Annotated in this window: 20 protein-coding genes; 14 read left to right on the forward strand and 6 right to left on the reverse strand. The window is 61.9% G+C overall.

Annotated features, from left to right (window positions below):
* Nucleotides 1–92: 92 nt before the first annotated feature.
* Nucleotides 93–602 (reverse strand): DUF6160 family protein, encoded by a 510-nt coding sequence (locus tag GTP45_RS01845; RefSeq protein ID WP_161012173.1) that lies wholly within the window; start codon nt 600–602, stop codon nt 93–95.
* A 472-nt stretch (nt 603–1,074) separates the two neighbouring features.
* Between GTP45_RS01845 and GTP45_RS01850 the strand changes: the two genes are divergently transcribed.
* Genes GTP45_RS01850 through GTP45_RS01875 form a run of 6 tightly spaced genes read left to right on the forward strand, consistent with a single transcriptional unit; the run spans nt 1,075 to nt 6,727 of the window.
* Nucleotides 1,075–1,845, forward strand: coding sequence for a C39 family peptidase (locus GTP45_RS01850; protein ID WP_161012174.1), 771 nt, complete (start codon nt 1,075–1,077; stop codon nt 1,843–1,845).
* A gap of 24 nt (nt 1,846–1,869) precedes the next feature.
* Nucleotides 1,870–2,874, forward strand: coding sequence for a transporter (locus GTP45_RS01855; RefSeq protein ID WP_161012175.1), 1,005 nt, complete (start codon nt 1,870–1,872; stop codon nt 2,872–2,874).
* The gene (locus GTP45_RS01860) at nt 2,874–4,472 is read left to right on the forward strand and encodes an OmpP1/FadL family transporter (protein WP_161012176.1); all 1,599 of its coding nucleotides are present in this window, start codon (nt 2,874–2,876) and stop codon (nt 4,470–4,472) included. The genes GTP45_RS01855 and GTP45_RS01860 overlap by 1 nt, the downstream gene beginning before the upstream one ends.
* Before the next feature lie 19 nt (nt 4,473–4,491).
* A complete protein-coding gene (locus GTP45_RS01865; RefSeq protein WP_161012177.1) occupies nt 4,492–5,037 on the forward strand; it encodes a DUF2059 domain-containing protein in 546 nt (181 codons plus the stop codon).
* On the forward strand, nt 5,034–6,035 hold the full coding sequence (locus tag GTP45_RS01870; RefSeq protein ID WP_161012178.1) for an AraC family transcriptional regulator: 1,002 nt from the start codon (nt 5,034–5,036) through the stop codon (nt 6,033–6,035). Before GTP45_RS01865 ends, GTP45_RS01870 begins: the two co-directional genes overlap by 4 nt.
* A gap of 11 nt (nt 6,036–6,046) precedes the next feature.
* Complete coding sequence (locus GTP45_RS01875) at nt 6,047–6,727, forward strand: cyclic di-GMP-binding domain-containing protein, MshE-related (RefSeq protein WP_161012179.1); 681 nt, start codon at nt 6,047–6,049, stop codon at nt 6,725–6,727.
* Between the two features lie 94 nt (nt 6,728–6,821).
* On the opposite strand, the gene GTP45_RS01880 is transcribed toward GTP45_RS01875, so the two are convergent.
* Nucleotides 6,822–8,444, reverse strand: a complete 1,623-nt coding sequence (locus tag GTP45_RS01880) for a M28 family peptidase (RefSeq protein ID WP_161012180.1) — start codon at nt 8,442–8,444, stop codon at nt 6,822–6,824.
* Between the two features lie 67 nt (nt 8,445–8,511).
* Here GTP45_RS01880 and gluQRS point away from each other — a divergent pair, with 67 nt between their 5' ends.
* Both gluQRS and GTP45_RS01890 read left to right on the forward strand, forming a co-directional pair.
* On the forward strand, nt 8,512–9,423 hold the full coding sequence (gene gluQRS / locus GTP45_RS01885) for a tRNA glutamyl-Q(34) synthetase GluQRS (RefSeq protein WP_161012181.1): 912 nt from the start codon (nt 8,512–8,514) through the stop codon (nt 9,421–9,423).
* 42 nt (nt 9,424–9,465) lie between these two features.
* The gene (locus tag GTP45_RS01890; RefSeq protein WP_161012182.1) at nt 9,466–10,944 is read left to right on the forward strand and encodes a CYTH and CHAD domain-containing protein; all 1,479 of its coding nucleotides are present in this window, start codon (nt 9,466–9,468) and stop codon (nt 10,942–10,944) included.
* On the opposite strand, the gene GTP45_RS01895 is transcribed toward GTP45_RS01890, so the two are convergent.
* A complete protein-coding gene (locus GTP45_RS01895; RefSeq protein ID WP_161012183.1) occupies nt 10,941–11,537 on the reverse strand; it encodes a LysE family translocator in 597 nt (198 codons plus the stop codon). The genes GTP45_RS01890 and GTP45_RS01895 overlap by 4 nt on opposite strands.
* Nucleotides 11,538–11,639: 102 nt before the next feature.
* Entirely contained in the window at nt 11,640–12,587 is a 948-nt protein-coding gene (locus GTP45_RS01900) for a LysR family transcriptional regulator (RefSeq protein WP_161012184.1), read from the reverse strand.
* A 96-nt stretch (nt 12,588–12,683) separates the two neighbouring features.
* On the opposite strand from GTP45_RS01900, the gene GTP45_RS01905 reads away from it, so the two are divergent.
* The 5 genes from GTP45_RS01905 to GTP45_RS01925 are packed head-to-tail and all read left to right on the forward strand — an operon-like array spanning nt 12,684 to nt 18,111.
* Nucleotides 12,684–13,394, forward strand: coding sequence for an HAD family hydrolase (locus GTP45_RS01905; RefSeq protein WP_161012185.1), 711 nt, complete (start codon nt 12,684–12,686; stop codon nt 13,392–13,394).
* A 28-nt stretch (nt 13,395–13,422) separates the two neighbouring features.
* The gene (locus tag GTP45_RS01910; RefSeq protein ID WP_161012186.1) at nt 13,423–14,694 is read left to right on the forward strand and encodes an NAD(P)/FAD-dependent oxidoreductase; all 1,272 of its coding nucleotides are present in this window, start codon (nt 13,423–13,425) and stop codon (nt 14,692–14,694) included.
* Nucleotides 14,695–14,714: 20 nt separating this feature from the next.
* A complete protein-coding gene (locus GTP45_RS01915; protein WP_161012187.1) occupies nt 14,715–16,214 on the forward strand; it encodes a hypothetical protein in 1,500 nt (499 codons plus the stop codon).
* A gap of 4 nt (nt 16,215–16,218) precedes the next feature.
* Nucleotides 16,219–16,758: a DinB family protein gene (locus tag GTP45_RS01920; protein ID WP_161012188.1), complete on the forward strand. Its 540-nt coding sequence runs from the start codon at nt 16,219–16,221 to the stop codon at nt 16,756–16,758.
* Between the two features lie 15 nt (nt 16,759–16,773).
* On the forward strand, nt 16,774–18,111 hold the full coding sequence (locus GTP45_RS01925) for a DUF3422 family protein (protein ID WP_161012189.1): 1,338 nt from the start codon (nt 16,774–16,776) through the stop codon (nt 18,109–18,111).
* On the opposite strand, the gene GTP45_RS01930 is transcribed toward GTP45_RS01925, so the two are convergent.
* Nucleotides 18,101–18,934: an alpha/beta hydrolase gene (locus GTP45_RS01930; protein WP_161012190.1), complete on the reverse strand. Its 834-nt coding sequence runs from the start codon at nt 18,932–18,934 to the stop codon at nt 18,101–18,103. The two genes, GTP45_RS01925 and GTP45_RS01930, sit on opposite strands and share 11 nt — an antisense overlap.
* A 114-nt stretch (nt 18,935–19,048) precedes the next feature.
* On the opposite strand from GTP45_RS01930, the gene GTP45_RS01935 reads away from it, so the two are divergent.
* On the forward strand, nt 19,049–19,822 hold the full coding sequence (locus GTP45_RS01935; protein WP_161012191.1) for an alpha/beta fold hydrolase: 774 nt from the start codon (nt 19,049–19,051) through the stop codon (nt 19,820–19,822).
* Here GTP45_RS01935 and GTP45_RS01940 read toward each other — a convergent pair.
* Nucleotides 19,819–20,190: a MerR family transcriptional regulator gene (locus tag GTP45_RS01940; RefSeq protein WP_161012192.1), complete on the reverse strand. Its 372-nt coding sequence runs from the start codon at nt 20,188–20,190 to the stop codon at nt 19,819–19,821. The genes GTP45_RS01935 and GTP45_RS01940 overlap by 4 nt on opposite strands.
* Nucleotides 20,191–20,256: the final 66 nt, after the last annotated feature.

The following is a 20,256-nucleotide window of genomic DNA, read 5'->3' on the forward strand; positions in this document are numbered from 1 at the left end:
TTTTTTGATACTGCGGAACCAGTTTATGATCCCGCAGCTTGTACCGTCCATGACTCATCAGGCCAAGCTACAGGCCTGAGGAGCCGAGCCGATTAGTGGGCGAAGATCCACACGGTGGTGCCGCGCATGTCGATCTGGTTCATCGCGACCGAACCGAACGAGGCAGCGTTGTTGCCCATCTTGATCGCGTCGACCGACACGTTCAGGTAGTGGCCATCGGCTACCACGCTCGCAGGGATAGCGATCTGAACGACATCACCGCCGGTGGCTGGGTTGTAAAACGTGCCTGGGTTGGTCACGCCGGCCGCGCCGGCCGCTTGCAGGAACGAGGCTTTCGACAGGATGTCGATGTTGGCAGCGATCAGGCCGTTGACCTTGATGCCGTTGAACGACACCGAGCCGCCGCCCAGGCCGTTAGCGTCGAGCGCGTCGGTGTCGGTATAGACGAAGGAATCGATCTTGATGTTCAGGTTAGCAGCGATCGACACGCCGTCCTGGCCGCTGACGGTGCTCAGCTCTGCGTCCTGAATCGGGGTCATGGCCGATGCCGAGAACGCCACGGTTGCCAGTGCGGCAGCGATTGCGGTTTTGATGATTTGCATTTGTTATCTCCGGTTGTATGAAAATTTTTATCTGGGTCACGCCCCGCGTGAAAATCTTAATATTTGAATATTAATTAAATTAATCATATGAGTCGGCTACGCGACGGGTCTAGCTTGTTGCGCTGACCGCGAAGGCCAACAACTTGGCCCTGAGAGCCATCCAGAGTGAACAGCGTGTTGCACTTTTGTCGCCTGCCTTAGCATAGGTTTCACGACAAAACCTAGAAGCACATTTCTAAAAAATCAGGTGCGGCAGCGCGGAAAAGCATGCGTTAATAACTTACAAAAATGAAAAGACGAGTTGTCGCTTAAATAAAGCACGACCGTTCGAATTAAGAATATTGGAGACACCATGACACCAGCATTGGGGCGCCCGACGCCTCGGGGCGGAGCACACGCCAAAGCTTTGCACCGGACCTTCCACCACCTGAATTATCGCGCGCGCCTGCGTGCAACGCGCGAGCACTGAGCCATGCTGGCCCTGCTTCTAGGTGTGCTCGCCGCCCTCATCGGCGGCGCCGGCGCCATGTCGCGGCACGAACCGCAAGACCGTCCCAAGGACCAGTACGAAATGCCGCAGACCCTGCTGGGCGGGGGCGGCACCTACGTGCAATCGGTCAAGCTGGAGCCGTTTTCCGAGCTCAAGTACAAGCACATCGTGCGGCAGGCGTTCGACTACAGCTGCGGCTCGGCCGCGCTGGTGACCATCCTCAACTACCACCTCGGCGTGATGGTCAACGAGCAGCAAGCCATGGAAGGCATGCTGGAAAAAGGCGAGAAGGACAAGATCATCGAGCGGCGCGGTTTCTCGCTGCTGGACATGAAGCGCTACGTCGGCTCCATGGGCTTGTCCGGCGCCGGCTTCAAGGCCGAGATCAAGGACTTGATGACGCTCGACGAGCCGGCCATCGTGCCGATCGACTACGCCGGCTCCAAGCACTTCGTGGTACTGCGCGGCATCCGCGACGGCGTGGTCTACATTGCCGATCCGTCGGCCGGCAACATCGTGTTCTCGGTCGAAGAGTTCGCCCGCTGGTGGGACAAGAACACCTTGTTCATCATCTCGCCGGCCAAGGGCCAGCAGCCGGTGCGCCAGCTGGCGCTGACCGATCTCGAACTGGGCGTGGTCGACATGGATCGCGTCACCGGCAAAGGGCGGCAAGACCCGCTCAGCAATGCCGCCCAGCTGCTGATGCGCGCCACCAACTCGGGCGCAGCCGGCACCTGGATGCGCCACAACTAATCCCCCTCTCACAAGGAAGTCCCCATGATGTTACGCACCATACCCCTTGCCGTAGCCATCGCGTTTGCCGCCGCCCCGGTGCTGGCGCAACAAGCCAGCCAGCCCGCCACCGCTGACGCCGCGCGCGACGCGCTGGCCAAGAAAGAAGGCGAAGGCGATCAAAGCGCCCTGCTCAAGCAAACCCTGACGGCAGTGGACAAGCAATACACCCTGATCCGCCGCAACCAGCTGTCGGTCACGTACGACCTCAGCTACAACTACATCGGCGAAGACCGCATCGTGACCGACATCGGCAACGGCAGCGCCACCCTGTTCAACATCGAGAACAACAACTCGCACACGGTGACCAACTCGTTCTCTGCCGACTACGGCGTGCGCGACAACCTGACCGCCAACATCACCCTGCCGCTGATCTCGCGCTATGCCGACACCGCGGCGCGCAGCGGCATGTCCAACTCGATCGGCGATATCGGCATCGGCGCGCGCTGGCAGCCGTTCGAGGCGCGCCGCGACCAGCCCGGCCTGACCGTCACCGGCAACGTGCGCCTGCCGACCGGCCGCAGCCCGTTCAAGATCATTGCCGGCAGCGGCGAAGCGACCGGCAGCGGCGTCGGCGCCGCCACGGTCGGCCTCAACGTCAACAAGATCGTCGACCCGGTCGCGCTGTTCGGCTCGGTGAACTTCACCGCCAGCCTGCCGGCTAAAGACCTGTGGCAAGTCAACGGCTCGCGCATCTTGACGCGCGTGGCGCCGGGGCCGAGCGTCGGCTTTGGCCTGGGCTTTGCGTACGCGCTGTCGTACGGCATTTCCACCACCATCTCCTTCCAGGAAGCGATCTCGGCCGGTTCCAAGCTGCGCTTTGCCGATGGACTGGAAGCCAAGACCCATATGCAAACCTCGGGCATCCTCAACATGGGCCTCGGCTACCGTGTGTCGCCCAAGACCACGGTCAACTTCTCGGTCGGCATCGGCTTGACGCCGGACTCGCCTAACCTGATCGTGGGCATGAACTTGCCGTTGATCTTCTAATGATGCGCCGCCTCCTTATCGCTGCCGCCGTGGCTAGCACGCTCAGCGTGCCGGCGCACGCTGCGCTGACTGAAAACCTCACTACCAGCGTGGTTGCGATGGCGATGGGGAACGCGGTGACTGCCGACCCGCCAGGGATCGCTTCGATCCACTTCAACCCGGCCGGACTGGCGCGGCTGGAGGGCGATAGCGAGAGCATCCACAACTTCGTCGCTTCGATCCGCACCAGCGCCCGCTTCACGCCGGGCGACGGCTTTGACGTCGGCGGCTGGCGCGACGACCCACTGTCCAACACCTCGACCGGGCCGGTCAGACAGGTCATGTACGTGCCCGGCTACGGCATGCCCGGTTGGCGCTTGCCGGCGGTGGCCGTGCCCGGCATCGGCATGTCGTGGAACAAGCCCGGTTCGCCATGGACGTTTGCCACCGACAGCTATATGTCGCAAGCCATGAGTCTCGATCGCACCACCGATCCCAACGATCCCGGCCAATATCAAGGACGGCAACAGCAAATCCAGCGGCTGGTGTACGCGGCGCCGTCGGTCGGCTACAAATATTCGGAGACGCTGCGCTTTGGCGTGTCGGTGCCGATTGCGCACGCGGCCTTCGTGGTCGACACCAATATGCGCTTCCCGAACGAGTTGCTGGGTGTATTCGGCCAACTGCAAAAAGGCTGGTGCCCGGAAGATGGTGGCAACATCATCGACGTGTTCGGCTTTGGCGTGTGCGGTGGCGGCAAGGATGGCATGGTCAGTCCATTCAAGAAAGCCGCCAATATGCGGCTGGAACTGACCGCGCCGTTCGACCCGACCATCAACCTCGGCGTGCTGTGGGAACCATCACCCAAGTTTGCGCTGGGTGCGGTATTCCAAAGCGGCTCCAAGACCCACTACACCGGCACCTATGTATTCAAAGCCGAGCCGATGCTGCGCAACTTCGTGCGCGGCATGAACGCCAGCTTGCTGGGGCCGATTGCGGGCGCAGTGCTGGGCTTCCCATCCTCGATCCCGGCCGAGCAAAAAGGCAATATGAGCGCCACCATTCCCTTCCCTGCGCACTTGCAGGTGGGCGTGAAACTCAAGCCGATCAAATACATCCAGCTCAACGTCGACGCCAGCTACGCGCGCTGGAGCGATTGGGACGCGCTGCGCTTCCAGTTCGACCAGAGCGTCAAGCTGCTGGAAGTGGCGCGCCTGTACGGCATTCCGGATTCGGGCAAGCTGATCATCCCGCGCGGCTACAAGAGCGTGGTCAACTTTGCCTACGGTGTGCAGCTCAATCCGCTCGACAAGCTGGCGGTACGGATCGGCTACGAGCCGCGCAAGACCTCGATCCCGGCCGACAAAATCGACTTGCTGGCGCCGCTGCCGGACACCAAGCTGCGCAGTCTCGGCATCGGCTACAAGCTCGACAAGAACACCGACATCAACGTCACTGGTTCCTACATGACCGGCAAGTTCTACGCGCCGGCCAACACCAGCTGCAATATGAACTGCAACACCTTCCTCAACATCATCTACAACCCGTACGCGGGACAGAATGTCGGCGGCGATATCCACGTCCGCTACTTCGGCTTTGAATTGAACAAGCGTTTCTGATTTACTTGGAGGAGCACAAATGACAAAAGCAAAACACGGCCTGATGCTGCTGGCCTTAAGCGCAGCCTGCCTGAGCGCGCACGCGGCCGCGCCGGTTTCGCCGGCCAAGCAAGCGCTGGTCGACCAGGTTCTCAAACTGTGGAACATCGACACCATCGGCCAATCGATGCTGCAAGTGCCGGTGGCCGACGCGGTGCAACAGGCGCGCGCCATGCTGCAAGGCCGCGCCGCGCCGGAGAAGCGCGACGCCGCCATGAACGACATCGTCGGCGAAGCCAAGGCCTTCATGGCCGACGCCACGCCGATCACCCGCGCCAGCGCCGACAAGCTGATTCCGACCACCATCGCTCCGCTGCTGGCCGAGCGCTACAGCGAGGAAGAACTCAAGCAATTGATCGCCATCCTCGAATCGCCGGTGAAGAAAAAATTTGAAGCCATGCTGCCGGAAATGCAAAAGACCCTGGGCGAAGGCGTGGCGGCCGACACCCGCGCCGTGATCGATCCCAAGCTGCAAGGCCTGAAAGAAAAAATCGGCCTGCGTTTGCGTACCGCGGTCACGCCATGACGTACTCTTCCGCCCTGCATTTGGTGCGCGGCGTGAAATCGCGCCTGGCGCAATCCGGCGTGCAAGCAGAAGCGCTGTTCGCGCAGGCCGGCCTGGACGAAGGCGACGGCATCGCTTGCGACGCGCTCACGCTGTCCGACAAACTAAGCCACCTGTGGGAGTTGCTGGTGCAGCAATCGGGCGACCCGCTGATCGGGCTGAAAATCTCGGCGCCGCACCGGCTCGGCTGGCTCGGCGTGATGGGTCACATCATGCTGGTATCGCCGACCGTGCAAAGCTCGATCGAGCGCTGCCACGGCCACACGCGCGTCGGCCTGGTGCTGCCCGGTGCGCGGCGCGAAGTGCCGCAGCAGCGCTACGACTTCGTCTGGTGCGTGCTGCTGCGGTCCCTGCGCTGTGCGGCCGGACGCGACGACATCGCGCCGGTGGTGGTCGAATACGCCTTCCCGGCGCCGGCCAATGCGCACGTCTATGAAGAGACCTTCGGCTGCCCGGTACGCTTCAACATGCCACACAACGTGATGGAATTTTCCGACACCGACCTGGTGGCGGCCCTGCCAGCCACACCGCCTTTGGTGGATGGCGGCGGCGAGCGCGTACTAGCAACGCTGGCGGCGGCGCAACCGCCGACCTTCAGCGCCAAAGTGCAAGCCTTGCTGGCCAGCCTGCTGCCGAAAGGCCCGCCGCACCGCGACGACGTCGCCGCGCAAATGATGATGAGCGAGCGCACTTTGCAGCGCCGGCTGGCGGAAGAAGGCACCAGCTTCACCAACCTGGTCGACGACACCCGGCGCGAGCTGGCGCGGCAATCGCTGAGCGCGGGCGAACTCTCGCTGAAAATGCTGAGCTTCCAGCTGGGCTTCTCGGAGCCAAGCGCGTTCTACCGGGCGTGCAAGCGCTGGTTCGGCATGGCGCCGTCGGACATCCAGCACCTGGCGCATCAGGAAGGGCCGGGGCCGGACGTGCTGCAAGCGCCGACGCCGCGTAAATCGGCATAAAGGAGAACAAGATGGGATGGCTATCGAGCAATCAAAATAAATCGATGCTGGGTCAGCTGCTGGTCAAGCAGAAGCTGATTACCGAAGAACAGCTGGCCAGTGCAATCGAACTGCAACGCAAGACTGGCCAGCGGCTGGGTGACATCTTTGCCGAGCTGAACCTGATCACGCAAGAGCACATTGAAAACGCCCTGCGCAAACAGCGCCGTTTGCGGATGGCGGCGGCGATTGCCACCTCGTTATTAGCGCCACTGGAAACCTACGCAGCGAGCGCCCTGCCCGCCGCCGCGCTGACCGCCAGCGCGCCCATCAGCAACCGCGCCCTGCGCGCACTGAGCGACGAGGAACTGGGCGACACCGCCGCCCAGGGCCTGAGCGACGACCTGGTCAACGCCGTCAAACACGCCAAGAGCAATAACCTGGAAGTGGTGAGCGAGATGAGCAAGTTGCTCAATCCGGTGCTGGGCTTCCTCGAAGCGGACACCACGATGAAAAACGTCGTCTACGATCCGACCAAAGCAGCGGCGACCGTCAACAAAGACGGCAGCCTGACCTTAAGCTTGCCGTCCTCGATCGGCGAAATCGCCTTCAACAACATCCGCGTCAAAGGCACCGAGGGCAGCAGCTTCGGCAGCATCTCCATCAAAGGCATCGACCTGACTGGCACCACCATCACCGTCGGCTTCCATTAAAACCGGGGTCAGTTCTGCCAATCGGACACGGGCTCTACCGTAGCGTTCGCTACGGTAGAGCCCGTGTCCGATTGGCAGAACTGACCCCGAATTTTTAGTTACGCGGCACAGCGAAGGCGTCGCCGGCTTTCCATTCGGGCAGCTTGGCGCCGTTGGCGATCAGGCGGCCGAGGTTGAGCGTGTATTGCGCCATCTGCACTATGCCGCCCAAGTCCCAGCTCGGATCGTATTCGTCGCTGGCCTGGTGGTAGCGCTTGCCGTACGCCGCCATCTTGGCCTTGGCCGCTTCAGCGTCCTTGAGGTAGTCGCGGCCCGAGGTGATCGAGAACGCCGGCACGCCGTTTTTGGCAAAGCTGAAGTGGTCGCTACGGAAGTAGCCGCCCGCCAGATCTGGCTTGGCTTCGGCCACTTGCATGCCCATGCCTTTCGCTGCCGCCTCGGCCAGCTTGCCAAGCTCGGTGCGCTCGCTGCCTTGTGCGCCGATGTCGCGCGTGGCGCCGGCAAAGTTCAGGCTATCCAGATTCAGGTTGGCCGCCGTTTTCGCCAATGGCCACAGCGGCGACGAAGCATACGCCGCGCTACCCAGCAAGCCCTGCTCTTCGGCTGCGACCCACAGGAACATCTGGCTGCGCTTTGCCGGGAAGCGGCGCGCCTGCTCGGCCATCGCCAGCAAGGCTGCCGAACCGGAGGCGTTATCGACCGCGCCGTTGAAAATGGTATCGCCACTATCGCCTTGCTTGCCGAGGTGATCCCAGTGCGCGCTGTAAATCACCACTTCGTCCTTCAGCTTAGGATCGGTACCCGGCACCACGGCCGATACGTTGAATTGCTCCACTTTGCGCACCGCCGCTTTCATCTCGCCATTGAGCTTGGCCGCCAGCGGCACTGGCTTGAAGTCAGCCTTCTCCGCCGCTGCGCGCAACGCATCCAGATCCTGACCTGAGGCCGTGAACAGCGCACGCGCGGTATCGTCAGTGATCCAGCCTTGCAGCGGCGTGCCCAGCGTACCAGCCGCCAATTGGAAGCGCTCTACACCAGCCCAGCTATTTTGAATCACGCTCCAGCCATACGATGCCGTCGGCGTGGTGTGAATCAGCAGCACGCCAGCCGCGCCTTGGCGCTGCGCTTCTTCAAACTTGTAGCTCCAGCGGCCGTAGTAAGTCAGACCTTTGCCGTTGAAGCGGCTAGGCTGCTCCGCCGTCGGCTGCGGATCGTTGACCATCACGACGATGATCTTGCCCTTCACGTCGACGCCTTTAAAGTCATTCCACTTCTCGTCCGGCGCGGTGATGCCGTAACCAGCAAACACCAGCTCCGCGTTAAAGCTGTGCGACGCAGTCGCATCGCCCGGCGCAAACACCCAATCCTTGCCAAATGCGATATCCAGCGCCTTGCCGCCCGCTTCCAGTTTCAGCGTGCTCTCGGCCGGCTGCGTTTTCACGCCGGCGATCTGCACCGACTGGCGGAAGCTGTCGCCATTACCGGGCTTCAGTCCCAAGGCCAGCGCCTGCGATTCCAGATACGCCACAGTCAAATCGCCGCCGCGCTGGCCGGTGCCACGGCCTTCCAGCAAGTCGCTGGAGAGGAAGGCGAGGTGCGCGCGCAGCGGCGCTTCCTGCACCACGGCGGTCTTGCCGGCGTCGGCGTGAGCAGGGAATGCCAGCGCAAAGCTCATGGCCAGCACGGAGGCAGCGAAGGATTTTGTCATTTTTTTCATGATGTCCTGTGGGCGTAAGTAATCGTTGCGGGATTTCCGCGTCCGCATTGTATGCGAAAATGCGGGCATGACTGCTCGTTCTCCCTACATCGGCCGCTTCGCCCCTTCGCCCACCGGCCCCCTGCATATCGGCTCGCTGGTGGCCGCCATCGCCAGCTATCTCGACGCCAAGGTGCACCAAGGCCAATGGCTGGTGCGCATTGAAGACGTGGACGGCGCGCGCAATGTCGCCGGCGCCGATGAACATATCCTCGCCTCGCTCCTGCGCTGCGGCATGCAGTGGGACGGCGAAGTGACGTGGCAAACCAGGCGCTACGCGCTGTACGAACAAGCGATGCAGCAATTGGGCGACCTGGTCTATCCCTGCGGCTGCTCGCGCCGCGAGATCGCCGATTCGCAAGTGAACGCAGCCGCCGGCCCGAATCAGGCGCTGATCTATCCGGGCACCTGCCGCCACGGCCTCGCGCCCGGAAAGGTGGGCCGCGCGCTGCGCGTGAAGGTACCGCAATCGCCGCACTGCGTGCTGTCGTTTGAAGACCGCTGGTTCGGCCACACCAGCCAAGACCTGACCGCCGAAGTGGGCGATTTCATCATCGTGCGCGCCGACCGCTACTGGGCCTATCAATTGGCGGTGGTGGTGGACGATGGCGCGCAAGGCATCACCGACATCGTGCGCGGCGTTGATCTGCTGGATTCCACGCCGCGCCAGCTGTACCTGCAACAGGTGCTGAACCTGCCGCAGCCGAGCTACCTGCACGTGCCGGTGGTGCTGAACGAAGCCGGCGACAAGATGTCCAAGCAAACCGGCGCTATCGCCTTCGACGACGGTAGCGATCCGCAACAGCTGTTGCAAAAAGCCATGCTGCCAGCGGCCCGCTTCCTCGGCCTTGATGTGCAAGCGGAAAGTATCGATGCTTTCTGGCGCGCCGCCATCCCGGCATGGGCGCAGTTGCTGCAAACCTTGCCGCGCGGCGCTTGAAGGCGTGCGCCGCGTTACATCGCTTTTGCCTACACTGGTCTTATGGAAGTCGAACTCAAACTGTTACTCGCGCCCGAGGATAACGACAAGCTGCTGCATCACCCGCTGCTGGACACGCCCGCGCGCGTGCAGCAACTGACTGCGCGTTATTTCGATACGCCGGATCTGCATCTGCTGCGTCACGGCGCAGGCCTGCGCGTGCGCAAGGTGGACGGCGAGTGGATACAAACCATGAAGGCCGGCGGCAGCGTGCAAAGCGGCCTGCATAGCCGCAACGAGTGGGAAGGCCCGGTTGATCGCCCATGGCCGCGTCTCGGCAAGCTGCGCAAGATGGTAGGTGATGACGAACATTGGCTATCCATGCTGGACGTGCCGGAGTTAAAGGATCGCCTCGAACCGCTGTTCGTGGTAGACGTGCAGCGCCACTCGTGGGATGTGGAAATCGGCGGCAACCGCATCGAGGTGGTGCTGGACGTCGGCCACATCGAACGCAAAGCGCACAAGGTGCCGGTCAACGAAATTGAACTGGAATTGAAGGAAGGCGATCCCGCAGGCCTGTACGCGTTCGCGCTGCAACTGCTGGACGACATCCCGCTCCGCATCAGCAATATCAACAAAGCGCAGCGCGGCTATATGCTGGTGCGCGAAACCGGCAACGCACCGTTCCGCGCGCAGGCTTTGGCACTGGAAGTGGATGCGCCGCTGAGCGACGCGCTGCCCGCCGTGCTAGGCAACTGCCTGGAACAAATCCAACGCAACGAAATAGCAGTCATCGACGGCCACGATCCCGAAACACTGCACCAGATGCGCGTGGGCGTGCGTCGATTGCGCTCTGCCCTCAAGCTGTTCGACACGGTGGCGCCCTGCCCGCCCGCGCTGCAAGAGGACATCAACTGGCTAGGCGCGGAACTGGGCGCGGCGCGTGACTGGGACGTACTGGTCTCCTCCACACTGGCGCGCGTGGATGCCTCGCAAATGGAACTGCAATCATTGGCGCTGCAAACGGCTCACGCCAAACGGAGCGAGGCTGCGCAAGCCTTGCTGTCGCCGCGCTACACGCGCTTGATGCTGACCATGGGATCATGGATGCTGCAGACCGCGCCGCTGCTTAACGGCTCGGCCATGCAGTTTTCGCGTCAGAGCCTGCAACATTTGCACAAGTCCTTGATCAAGCGCGCCAACCGCATGAACGACAGCGACGCCGCCAGCGCCCACCGCACCCGCATCGCCGCCAAGCGTAGCCGCTACGCGCTGGAGTTCTTCCATGCGCTGTATCGCAGCAAAGGCACGCATACCTATTTAAAAGCGCTGGCCGCAGTGCAGGAAGAACTGGGGCAGCATAATGACCTGGCGGTGGCGGATCATCTGCTGCAAGAACTGGCGCAGCAGCATCCGCAATCTTCCGGCGCGATTCAATTCGCGCGCGGCTATCTATTAGCGCAGCAGGCTACGCAAGCTGCCGATCTAAACGCGATCCGCAACCGCCTGCACGCATTGCGACTGCCGCACTCCCGTCACTAGGCCAGCATCGGATACAGCGTTGCCACTAGCAGCAGCGCCATCACGATATTGAAGATGCGCACCGAGCGCGGGTCTTGCAGTACACGGCGCATCGCCACGCCGAACATGGCCCACGCGCCGACGCAGAACACGCCGATCACGCCAAAGATGCCAGCCAGCGTGGCCGCATCCAGCACGGTGAAGCCCTGCGGCAGATAGGTAGTCAAAGCGCTCAAGGCCATCACCCACGCCTTCGGATTAATCCACTGGAACGCAGCCGCGCCGAAAAAGCCCATCGGCTTGGACAGGCTGGCCTGCTCGCCAGTCATCGGCGCCGCATGCGCCAGCTTCCACGCCAGCCAAAGCAGATAGATCGCGCCGCCGTATTTGAGGATGGTTTGCAGCATCGGGAACTGTTCGAACACCACATGCAAGCCCATGCCGGTCGCAAAAATCATGAAGGTGAAGCCGCAGGTAATGCCGAACAAATGCGGCAGCGAACGCACGAAGCCGTAGTTCAAGCCCGAGGCAAGAATCATGGTGTTGTTCGGGCCGGGCGTGATGGAGCTGACGGCGGCAAAGGTACAAAGTGGCAGCAGCAATTCGGGCGACATGGCAGATCCGTGTGTGGAGTGTGTGCTTGCATTGTACGGCTAAGTGTACTGGCACACACCAGTACACTTTAGCAAACAGTTAGCACCACTGTATTGGTCGCTTTACCGGTACGGCTTACGCTTACCCAGCTTTTTGTAGAAGCCTTCCAGCTCGCGCGCCACCAAATCCTGGCCGTTTTCGATCACGAAATCCTGGAACGCCGCCGCCACCTTGGGAATCGGCTGATCGGTCAGGTGCATGATGTGCCAGTCGCCCTCCACCGGGCCGATCGGCAGCGTTGCCAGCAAGCCGGTCTCGAACTCCAGACCGCAGGCGTGCACCGACAGGAAGCCTACGCCAAGGCCCGCCGACACCATGCGCTTGATCGCCTCGTTGCTCGATACCTCGGAGCCGAATTCCGCCGCGTGGCCTTGTTCACGCAGCAGCTTCTCCACTGCCGTGCGCGTACCCGAACCGCGTTCACGCACCAGCAGGTTGGCCGCCATCACGTCATTGAGGGTGAGTTTTTTCTTCTTCATCAGCGGATGCGAAGGACTGGCCACAAACGCCATCGGGTGTCGCGCGAACTTGGCCGCATTGGTGCGCAATTCGCGCGGCGGCGTGCCCATGATGGCCAGCTCAATCTCGTGCCGCGCCAGCATGTTGATGATCTCCGTGCGGTTGCCCACCTGGAGCTTGAGGCGCACGTCCGGGCGCTCCAGCGTGAACGGCACCAGCATCGGCGGCAGCAAGTGCTCCGCCGTGGTCACCGCGCCGATGCGCAACGTACCGGAGGTGACGCCCTGCAGCGCCGCCAGTTCGTCGGTGGCCTGCTCCCATAAGCGCAGGATGCGCTCCGAGAATTCGGCCATCACCTCGCCCGCCGCCGTCAGCTGGATATTGCGACCCACTTTACGCGTGAGCGCAATGCCCGCAATCTCCTCCAGTGTGCGGATTTGCAACGACACTGCGGGCTGCGTGAGATGCATGGCATCCGCCGCGCGCGACACGCTCTCGTGCCGCGCAACCAAGACCAGCGACTGTAGCTGGCGAAAACTCGCGTGATACATAAACAATCCTTATCGATAATCCAAAATCTTTAATTTTTCTTTTGCAGATTCTACCTCTATATTCATAATCATCTGACATCGTTGAGCGAGAATGAGATGAGCATAGACGTGATCTTCATGGGTTTGGACGGGGTTCTTTTCGATACCGAAGCGCTGCACCTTGCAGCCTGCAACGCAGCGTTTGCCAACGCCGGCCTGTCGGTGCGCTGGACTTTGCCGGCGCTGCGCGCTGCCGCCGTTACCCACGGTTACGCCCGCGCCATCGGCTCCGCTGTCGCCATGCCGCCGCTGTCGCGCAATAAGCAGCGCGTGGCGAAACTGCTGGAAGATAAGCATCGCCAATTCCATCAACTGATCCTCGCGCGCCCGCCGCAAGCGCAAGCTGCTGCACTGGCGCTGATTGAAGACGCCACTGCAGCCGGCTGCAAAATCTGCATCCTGACCGATCTACCTGCACCCGCAGCCTCCGCGCTGCTGGAGCGCTACTTCGGCGCCGATGTGAATAGCTTGTTCAGCGTGGTCGCGGGCGGCGTTAATTTCGACAGCACTGCCGGCGCAGGCCCGTATGCTCACGCACTGCATGCTATCGGCGCAGCGCCGCACGACGCCATCGCTATCGACACCGCCGTTCCCGCACTGCGTGTGGCGGCCGATGCGGGCCTGTGGACTGTCTCCGTCGCACCGTATGGCGGCGACGTGGTGCGCCCGCGCCAATTCATCACTTTCGACGCCCTGCACGAATTGCAGGCCAGCCCCTACACGCCGGATCAGCAGCGCCCCGCACCGGGGCTGCATCGAGCGGCATAGTTTTTTTAACTCATACAGGAGGCGCATCATGGAAACCATCGTCATCGTCGGCGGCGGTGCGGGCGGGCTCGAACTCGCCACCCGTCTTGGAGATACGCTAGGCGCAGCAAAGCGCGCACGCGTGCTGCTGGTGGATCGCTGGCCCGGCCACTTCTGGAAGCCGTTGCTGCACACCGTCGCTTCCGGCAAGTGCGATCCGCAAGTGAACGAACTGCCGTTCAGCGCACAAGCGCTCGATCACGATTTTGAATTCGTGCAGGGCGATATGCTGTGCCTCGACCGCGCGCATCAAACCATCACCCTGTCGCCACGCGACGGCGGCGATGGCGCTTGCCGCGTTCTCGCTTACGATAAGCTGGTACTGGCGCTGGGCTCCGTCACCAATTTCTTCGGCGTGCCCGGCGCAGAGGAATACGCGCTGACGCTGGACAGCGTAGCCGATGCAGAAGATTTCCGCCGCCGCTTCTTCGATACCTGCATCCGCGCCGGCGAACGGAAAAAACCAGTCAACGTAGTGATCGTCGGCGGCGGCGCGACCGGCGTGGAACTGGCGGCGGAGTTGAGCAACACCGCGCGCACGCTGGCCGCTTATCGCGTGCACGAACTCGATCCCGAGCAGGACATCCGCATCACCGTGATTGAACGCGGCCAGCACCTGCTGCCGCAACTCGATCCGCTGCAAGCGCAGCGTGCAGCGCGCCATCTGCGCTCGCTCGGCATCAACGTAATGACTTCCACCAGCGTCGCCAGCGTCAGCGCCGATGCGGTGACCGATGCCGAGGGCACGGTCTATCCCGCCGACTTGGCCTTGTGGGCCGCCGGCGTGGAAGCACCGCCGCTGTGCGCCACCTTGAGCCTCAGCGTGAATCACCTGAGGAAGATCATGGTGGATTCCAGCCTGCGTTCGTCCAACGATGGCCGCATCTACGCGCTGGGCGATTGCGCCAACTACGTCTGTCCGGTCAAAGGCCCGGCGCCGCCGCGCGCGCAAGTCGCGCATCAGCAAGCCATGTTCCTGGCCGATCTGCTGGCGCGCAAAGAAGACACGCCGCGCCCGGACTTCCGCTATCACGACTACGGCTCGCTGATTTCTCTCGGCCAGCAAGCGGCAGTCGGCGCACTGACCGGGCCAGTGAGCGGCAAGCGCTATCGCGTCGCCGGGCCAATGGCCAGCGTGCTGTATCGGCTCCTATATCAAAAGCACCTGCTGCAGCTGCATGGCACGGTGCCGATGCTGGCGCACACGCTGGCCGACTGGCTGCGGGCGCGTGTGCTGCCGCCGGTGAGACTGCACCGCTAAAACCGGCCTATAATGGGTCTATGACGACCATCACTTCTCTGAACCGGGCTACGCCGGCTGTCGCCAATCCCGCGACCGCCGGCGCCTACACGTCCACTTCCGGCGCGGCCAATGCGGCAGGCGGCGGCTCATCCACCGTGGTATCGCTGGGCGGCGCGTCCGGCGAAGCGCCGGCCAAAGCGCTGGTGTGGGAAAACCGCACGCGCAGCACCGCCGCCACCATGATGGCGCAGAACTTCAACGAGCAAGCGCTCGCCGGACGCTTGAAGAATATCGGCGGCGAGCTATTGAAGCAGGTAGCGTACGACGGCGAAGATTTTTCGCAATCGGTGCAGCAAGCGCCCAACGGCGTGCAGGCCAATACTTACGACATGCTGGTATCGCCGTCGCAGGTTTCGCAGCATGGCATGGGCGACAACCAGATCGCGCTGACCATCACCACTCGCAGCGGCGTGAAAGTGGAATTGAAGCTGGATGCGGGTGATAGCAGCATCGCCATCGAAGCGCACAGCGACGGCAAACTCAATGACAGCGAGCGCAAGGCGCTGGGCAAGTTGGCCGAGGCGTTCCAAAAATCGATTGATGGCCTGACCGAAGATCCGCCGCGCATCGATCTATCCGGCCTGACGCAGTTCGATCACAGCGCTTTGTCAGCGGTGGATTTGAAAGGCCAGATCAAGATCAATCCGAAAGAAACGCAGCAACTGGAATTCCACGCCGATGGCACGCAGCGCACGCTCAGCTTCGCCGGCCCTGCGGGCAGCGCCAAGATCAACGTCGATCTGACCCAGCCTGCGGCGTGGGGCAGCAAGGAACAGCAGGCCAAGGCCTTGAACAACTACATGCAGCAAGTCGATCAAGCCGGCGCGCGCGGCCAAGCCAACGGCGCCATGGTCGATATGTTCAAAGACGCGTTCAAAGATATGAATAGCGATTACGGCACGCCAGCGGTTCCACAGCGCAGCATCCTGCTGACCGACCGCGATCGCGCCATGACCACCGGGCTGGCCGATTTCAGCGCATCGTTCGCACAGACCGAGGTGGCGTCCAATCCGGCGCGCGTTACGGAGAAGGACACTTTTGCTTACGAGCTGTCGCAGAAGACTTTTATCAGCGGCCACTCGCAACTGGATCGCAGCATCTCGCAACAGCAGCAGTCGCACTTGAAGGCGGCTTATCACTCGCCGGTATCTGCGGATGCGGCATTGGCGCTCGACCTGTCGCCGCAGTCGCAAAACTACAAGTACAACTTGATCGACGACTCGGCCAACAGCACCACCAGCGTCACTTACGACAAGGGCGTACTGACCAAGGCCACGCTGGATATGCAGGCGAACCAATCCAGCCGCGTGCTCAAATACACGCTGGGCAAGCTGAAAGACGACCAGACCACGCCGTCGGGGAATGCGCATTCTTACGATCTGCTGTCGCAACTCGACAAAGCCGATAACGCGCAAGCGCTGGCCAAGATCAACGACAAGATGTTCCTGAAATCGAATCCTGCCGCAATCCTGAGCTGACTGAATGAGCACACCTGAGTACTTCGCCCTGCTGGCGCGCTACAACGCCGATATGAATCAAAAGCTGTACGACGCAGCAGTCCAGCTATCGCCTGGCGAACTGGCAGCCGACCGCAAGGCCTTCTTTGGCTCGCTGCTCGGCACCATGAGCCACCTGCTGGCGGCGGATACAATTTGGCTCAAGCGATTCAGCACACATCCTGCCAGCTTCCCTGCATTGCAGGCCGCGCGCGATCTGCCGCAGCCGACCGGTCTCACGCACTCCTTCGGCGACGATCTCGCCACCCTGCGCACCTACCGCGAACAATTAGACGCCATCATCAAGGCATGGATTCCGCAGATCACGGAAGCCGATTTAGCGCATCACCTCGAATACCGCAGCATGCGCGGTGACTTGTACCGCAAGCACTTCGGCGGTGTGCTGCTGCACTTCTTCAACCATCAAACACATCATCGTGGACAAGCCAGCACGCTGCTAACGCAAGCGGGCATCGATATCGGCGTCACCGATCTGCTGGTGTGGTTACCGGATTCCCTCAATTAGTTCTAAGGACGTTTCATGTCGCTCGCCTATCGCGCCAACGCCGATTTCGCCAAGCTCAATCACCCCATGCGGGTGCCGCTATCGGCGGAAATCCACTCTCGCCCCTTCCTGCAATTGCAGCCGCCCGAGAGCCTGACCCATTTCGCCCTGTACCTGCAACAGGACCAGCCTTCGCGCCAGAATCATCGCAGCAGCCAGCACCAGATTCTGGAGCAGCTTTGCATGCATTACGGCGTAGCGGTGCCACATCCGCAAGCGCGCTACTTCTTCCACGACTTCGGCCGTTTCCGGCTGAAGTGGGAGTGCCACACCGAGTTCGCCACCTACACCTTTGTTGAACGCGGCGATCCCGATCTGGATTGCCGCACCGCGTTTGAGCGCATGCCGGTGCAGCATGTGCCGCATGAATGGCTGGCCGGCCTGCATGGAAAAATCATCGTCGCCGCCCACGTCCTGCTGTGCAAAGCCGCCGACGATGATGCCGAATTCGCAGCAAGCCTGCGCGATCTGTACCAGGGCAAATCGCTGGTCGGAAGCAGTACCGGCGGCAATGCGGAAGTGTGGACCGACTTCCTGATCCATCCCGATGGCTTCAGCCGCTTCGTGGTGCGCGACCAGCACCTGCGTGAATTCCAGCCGGGCCGTCTGGCGGGCCGCCTGCTGGAAATCGAAACCTACCGCATGATGGCCCTACTCGGCTTGCCGCAAGCCGAGGCCACGCAGCCAGCCTTGAACGGTATCGAGAGCGAACTGGCCGACCTCACCGCCACGCTGGTGAAGAACAACGCCAACGGTGATCAAGACATGCTGCACCGGATTACCAGCCTCGCTGCGCAGCTGGAGAAAATCTCGGTCAACAACAGCTACCGCTTTGCGGCCTCGCAGGCTTATTTCAATCTGGTGCAGTCGCGCATACAGGAACTGCGCGAAGTGCGTATTCCCGGCACGCCGACACTGGCGGAGTTCATGGGCCGCCGCCTGGCACCTGCGATGAACACCTGCACCTCGGTGGCACAACGGCAGGAAGCGCTGGCAAAACGTATCGCCCGCACCAACGACCTGCTGCGCACGCGCGTCGGCATAGAGCAGGAACAGCAGAACCGCAAAATCCTGCAATCGCTGGACGCGCGCGCAGCGCAGCAACTGCGCTTGCAGCAAGCCGTGGAAGGCCTGTCGGTCGCGGCGATTTCGTACTACACGCTGGGACTGGTGGGCTACGTCGGCAAAGCCCTGAAAGCAAGCGGCACGCCGGTCAATCCTGATCTGATGACCGGCATCGCCGTGCCGCTGGTGATCGGTGCCGTGTGGCTGGGCTTACGCCGCCTGCACCACCAGCTGTCGTCTAAGCACTGAAACGGCTAGCAAGGAAACTGGCAATGCGCGCTTGCGTCGACTCCAGATAGGGGATGTTGAGGTGGTCGGAATCGGGCACGATTTCATCCGCATGCAGCGTCCCCAATTTTTCGACCAGCAGATCGGTATGCGAATGCGGCACGATATCATCGAACGCCGCGCGCAGCACGTAGGTCGGCGCCTTGATCTGGTGCGCGTACTTGATCGATTCAAATTTATGCTGGAGCACATACTCCACCGGAATCGCCTTGAACTTACGCTTGGCGATGGCGAGGATGGAGTCGTACGGCGTAATCAGCACGATGGAATTCGCATCGCGCTCCATCGCCACCTGCACCGCCACGCCGGAACCGAGGCTGCGGCCCACCACCGCGATGCGCTTAGGATCGACGTGATGGCGCTCGCTCAGCCAGTCGTACAACATGCGGCCATCATCGACAAAATGTTCTTCCGCCGGGTCGCCATGGGAATCGCCGTAGCCGCGGTAGTTCACCGCCAGCACCGCCATGCCGGGGAATAGCTTGCCGGCGTCGCGCGCCACCCACGACACCTCCTCCGAACGGCCGCCGAAATAGACCACGCCCGGATGCGGGCCGGCCACCGGAGGCGTCATCAGCCAGCCGGCCAGGCGCGTACCGTCCTTGGCCCGCACCACGATAGGACGGGTGCGATGGCCGCTGCTATAAGGCTTGAGCACCTCGCGTTTGCTGCCCAGAGGGTTGAACAATAGCCGCTTCTGATTCGCGGCCACCGCTGCGGTTAAACCCATCCACAGAACGCTGGCGAGACCTGCCAAGCCGGCGATTTTTTTAGAATTATTCATAGCTTCTACTTTACTCCTCAGTTGCTACTATGCCGCGCGAAAAAGCGGGTTGCGTGGTATAGACCATACAACCCGGTATAATCTGCGCTTCAAATTTTTTAACTTTAGCTGGCAATGAAACCTGCTGTCGTCCTGCTGCATAGCTCCATGAGCTCCAAGTCCCAGTGGTCGTCGCTGAAAGCGCAACTGGGCGATGCCTACCGCTGCATCCCTGTCGATCTACTGGGCTACGGCGCCTCGCCCTTCCCTGCCGAAGCGGGCGAAGGCTATACCCACACGCTGGCGCACGAAGTCGACGCGGTGATCGCCTCCGTCGCCTCCGAGCTGGAGCCGGGCGAAGCGTTTCACCTGGTAGGTCACTCCTTTGGGGGAGCTTGCGCACTGCACATGGCGCGCCGCATGCCGCAACGGGTGCTGTCGCTCACGCTGTTCGAGCCGGTGGCCTTCCACCTGCTGCCGGAGCAGCACCCGGCCAAGCAGGAAATCGTCAACGTGGTCGCCAGCATCCGCGCTAGCGCTTCCGACCGCGACGCCACCCGCATCTTCATCGATTACTGGAACCGCGCCGGCGCTTTCGACGCCGCACCGCCAGCGGCGCAGGACAAAATGGTAGCGCAGATCGCCAAAGTGCGTCTGGACTTCGACGCGCTACTGGGCGAACAGGCAACGTTGGCAGATTTGTCCATGTTGACCATGCCGGCATTGGTAATGGCCGGTGAGCGTAGCCCCGGCTCCACTCGCCTCTTGGTAGAGCAGCTGGGCGAGTCGCTGCCTAACGCCACCGCGCTGCAGGCACGCTGCGCCCATATGGGGCCTATCACGCACGGCGATATCGTCAACCCGGTGATCGCCAGCTTCGTAAGCGGCGAGGAAGTCACACTGTCTTAAAGGCTATGCGGGCACTCGCCCCGCTCCCACGTAGCCTGCACTTTCGCCTTGGTCTCGAGCAGCGATGCACGCTGCTCGGCCAAGGTTTGCATCATCTGCTCGATATCCTGCAAGCGCGCGTCGAGGTTCTTCATCAGGCCTTCGTGCAGCGCGTCGCCTTCCAGCGCCATCACGGCACGTATCGCTTCCAGCGTGAAGCCCAGCTTCTGCCCGATCTGAATCAAATTGATGCGCTCCAGCGCCGTGTCGCTGTACGCGCGATAGCCGTTAGAGCCGCGTTCCGCCTTGGGCATCAAGCCCGCCTGCTCGTAGTATCGGATCGCCGACGCCGCAATGCCCGTGCGTTCGGCTAGTTCGCCAATTTTCATTTTCTGCTTGACCTTAAAGTGTACTTTAATCCTAGCATAGCTTATCGCCTTTACCAATTTGGGAAT

The sequence above is a fragment of the Duganella rivi genome (assembly GCF_009857435.1).
GTDB classification, from domain to species: Bacteria; Pseudomonadota; Gammaproteobacteria; order Burkholderiales; family Burkholderiaceae_D; genus Rugamonas; species Rugamonas rivi.